3 protein-coding genes are annotated in these 3,596 nt (G+C 44.4%); all 3 read left to right on the top strand.

Annotated elements, in window-relative coordinates:
* The first annotated feature begins 778 nt into the window (after nucleotides 1-778).
* The 3 genes from SWH54_03100 to istB are packed head-to-tail and all read left to right on the top strand — an operon-like array spanning nucleotide 779 to nucleotide 3,341.
* Entirely contained in the window at nucleotides 779-1,147 is a 369-nt protein-coding gene (locus tag SWH54_03100) for a hypothetical protein (GenBank protein MDY6790236.1), read from the top strand.
* Complete coding sequence (gene istA / locus SWH54_03095; protein ID MDY6790235.1) at nucleotides 1,144-2,616, top strand: IS21 family transposase; 1,473 nt, start codon at nucleotides 1,144-1,146, stop codon at nucleotides 2,614-2,616. Before SWH54_03100 ends, istA begins: the two co-directional genes overlap by 4 nt.
* The gene (gene istB / locus SWH54_03090) at nucleotides 2,613-3,341 is read left to right on the top strand and encodes an IS21-like element helper ATPase IstB (protein ID MDY6790234.1); all 729 of its coding nucleotides are present in this window, start codon (nucleotides 2,613-2,615) and stop codon (nucleotides 3,339-3,341) included. Before istA ends, istB begins: the two co-directional genes overlap by 4 nt.
* The last annotated feature ends 255 nt before the right edge of the window (nucleotides 3,342-3,596 follow it).

Below are 3,596 nucleotides of genomic sequence, written 5' to 3'. Positions count from 1 at the left end.
TATTTATCTTGACAAATAGCTTATATTATCATATGCTTTCATCAAATACTATGGTGGAGGTAAAATATGATGACAGAAGACTGGCCAGTATTGCTATCCTTTTTTCCAGATGTCATGGTCGTAATGAATATGTAATCACAGCACCGGCATGAAAATGCTGAATTTTCTTCGTTGGCTATTCTTCCAAAAATTGAATTTTAAAAAATCTTCTTCAATTTTCTTGGCGTAAGCAAAATATTTTCTTTCCATAAAAATCCTGCTCATCAATAGTTAGCCCCATCAGGAGGTAAGCTGTGGATGAAAAGGATAAAAAAAAGAAAGTGTCGTCATTGCAAACGGTTATTTCTGCCGGACTATCGAAATAAAGCCAGGCAATTTTATTGTTCAAAGGAACCATGCCGGAAAGCAAGCAAACAAGCCAGTCAGAAAAAGTGGGTGTGCAAACCGGAAAACAAAAATTATTTTAAAGGTCCGGATCATGTTGCGCGGGTTCGGGAATGGAGAAAGAAAAACCCCGGGTACTGGAAACGGCCCACGCCTGAAACTGCGCTACAAGATCCCTTAAACTTACAACCTCTTGAAAACAAAAACAATATCGGTCAAATACATGCCCATGCGTTACAAGATCTCTTAATGGCACAACCTCCTGTTATCATAGGGTTAATCTCTAACCTTATCGGATCTCCGTTACAAGATGACATCGCACAAACCCTCCTTGCCATGCAACAATCCGGGCAGGATATTTTATGTCTGCAACCCAAAACACAAGGAGGTCAAATTGATTGTAAAATCCCCGATTTTAAAACAACGTATTCGCAAGATCCCTAAAAGCTTCAGCTGGGTCGATCACCGACTGGTTAGAGACCGGCATATTGAAAACTGCAGCCACGATCAGGGAGCCTTATATTTGTTCCTGGTCTGCGTAGCAGATGATAAGGGTCTGAGTTATTATGGTGACCAATCTCTTATGGCAAAGCTTGGTATGGATCAGATTACTTTGGACAAGGCACGGTCTGGTTTGATTAAAAACAGCCTGATTGCCTGGCAGCAACCCATCTACCAGGTGTTGTCTCTTGAACCGGTTCAAAACACTCATCGTACAGGCTCCATGATGAGCCTCAAAGATATTCTGGGAGGCGACAAATGATCGATTATGAAACTTACGTCCGGATCAGGAACTATTTTACCCGGGACGGATTAAATTATGGCCAGATCGCCGATGAGCTTGGACTGGACTGCCGGACGGTAGCCAAGTGGGCCAATGAAGAAAGATATTTGCCCCGGAAGTCAGTCAGGAAAGCCGGCAAACTGGACCCATTTAAAAATGATATCATACGCATGCTTGAAAAGCACACCTACACGGGAAGACAGATTTTTCAACGCGTTCAGGAAAGCGGTTTCACCGGTGGAATTACCATTGTGACCGATTATGTCCGTAAAATCCGGCCGCCCAGGGTAAAGCCTTATTTAAAACTGTTCTTTGCTCCGGGCGAATGCGCCCAGGTGGACTGGGGCAGCTTCGGTAGTGTGCGTTCAGGATCAACAAACCGGAGACTGAGTTTTTTTGTCATGGTATTGTGCCACAGCAGGATGATGTATGTTGAGTTTACCGTATCCCAGACCATGGAACATTTTTTAGGATGCCATCAGAACGCCTTGAACTTCTTTGGCCTGGTTCCCCAAAAAATGATGGTGGATAATCTTAAATCCGCCGTGTTGAAAAGAACGGTTGGTAAAGAGCCGGTATTCAATCCCAGGTACATGGACTTTGCCCGGCATTATGGATTTAAAATTGTTCCCTGCAATGTGGGCAAAGGCAATGAAAAAGGAATCGTCGAAAACGCCGTTGGATATGTGAAAAAGAACCTGCTCAACGGGCTTGATATCTCTGATTTTAAGATTATGAAACCCCTTGTCCGGCATTGGTTGGATACCATAGCCAATGTCAGGAAACATGGCGAAACCGGCAGAAAGCCGTTGAGCATGTTTGCAGAAGAAAAGTCCCATCTTCAGCCACTTCCGGTTGAGCCATACGATGTCGGTGTGGTCAGACGGGTTCGGGCATCCAGACAGTTCCGGGTGACTATAGACACCAACCGGTATAGTGTGCCGGCACAACTGGCCGGTGTCGGACTGACGGCCAAACTGTATCCGGACCGCTTATGTTTTTACCATGAAAACAAACTGGTAGCCCGCCATGTCAGAAGTTATGATCGCCGACAGGACTATGAGCACCCGGATCATCCAAAGGTACTTTTAGCGCAAAGAAAAAAAGCAAAAGATCAGAAGATATTCATGCGTTTTTTGAGTTTGTCCGACAAGGCCCAGGAGTATTACCGGCAGATGGAACAGCGCAGGATGAATCCGTTCCACCATATCCGACAGATCGTGGCTCTGTCAGAAATTTATCCGGTGCAGCAGGTAACCCGCGCCATTGAAGATGCTTTCCATTTTAAAGCCTTTTCCTGCGATTATATAGCCAATCTTTTGGAACAGCGTTCCCGTAATCAGCTTGAGGAACCGGGAGCGCTTCACCTGACCCGCAGCAGCGATCTTCTGGATTTGACCCTCGATAAACCGGATTTGTCAATTTACGATATAGGGGGTGAAAAATGAAAATCGCTGATCATATGGTTTACCTGAAACTTCCTTTTATCCGTGAAAACTATGAAGCCATAGCAAAAACCGCCGCCCGTAAACAATGGGATCATATCCGGTATTTATCGGAACTGGTCGAACATGAAGCCAACTTACGTCGTGACAAGTGCATCCATCGCCGGATTAAAATGGCGAGGTTCCCGGTTATCAAAACCATGGATCAGTTTGACTGGTCATGGCCTAAAAAAATCAATCAGGCCCAGGTGAAAAATTTGTTCCGTCTTAAATGTATCGAGGAGAAAAGCAACATTGTATTGATCGGTTCAGTGGGTGTGGGCAAAACCCACATTGCAACAGCCCTGGGCTATCAGGCCTGCCTGAAAAACAACACGGTATTATTTACATCAGCCATTGATGCGGTGAATAACCTGATTGCGGCCCAGCATGCAGGACAGTTGAAACAGGAACTGAAAAAATACCATAAGCCTTCGCTTTTGATCATGGATGAGTTGGGGTATTTACCCATCGATAAAAAAGGCGCTGATCTTTTATTCCAGATTATCAGTGAGCGTTATGAGCGTGGTTCCATAATTATCACCACCAATCGAGTGTTCAAACAATGGCCGGAGATTTTTAATAACGATAGTACCTTGACATCGGCCTTGCTGGATCGTTTGCTGCACCATACGGAAGCGGTTTTGATTGAGGGTGAAAGCTACAGGATGAGAAAAGTAAAGGAATAATCGCCAAAAGGTCGGTCGCCTGAAATGCGTGATCGGCCTTTTATTCTACCAAACATTTTTAAACCGGTTACCTGATGGCATTTTCAGACCGGTGCCAACACAAACAGAAGAGGTGAGGATACAATTAAGCCCGAAGTCTATCTTGATGAATCATATGTTAATAAAAATCACAGCAATGATTTTATGTGGTACTTCGATGATGATGGCCCATGGATACAGAAACCAACAGGCAAAGGTGAACGTCTGATTATTATA

Source organism: Thermodesulfobacteriota bacterium (genome assembly GCA_034189135.1).
GTDB lineage: Bacteria > Desulfobacterota > Desulfobacteria > Desulfobacterales > JAUWMJ01 > JAUWMJ01.
The sequence above is the reverse complement of the archived record's forward strand: the minus strand, read 5'-3'. Positions and strand labels throughout refer to the sequence as shown.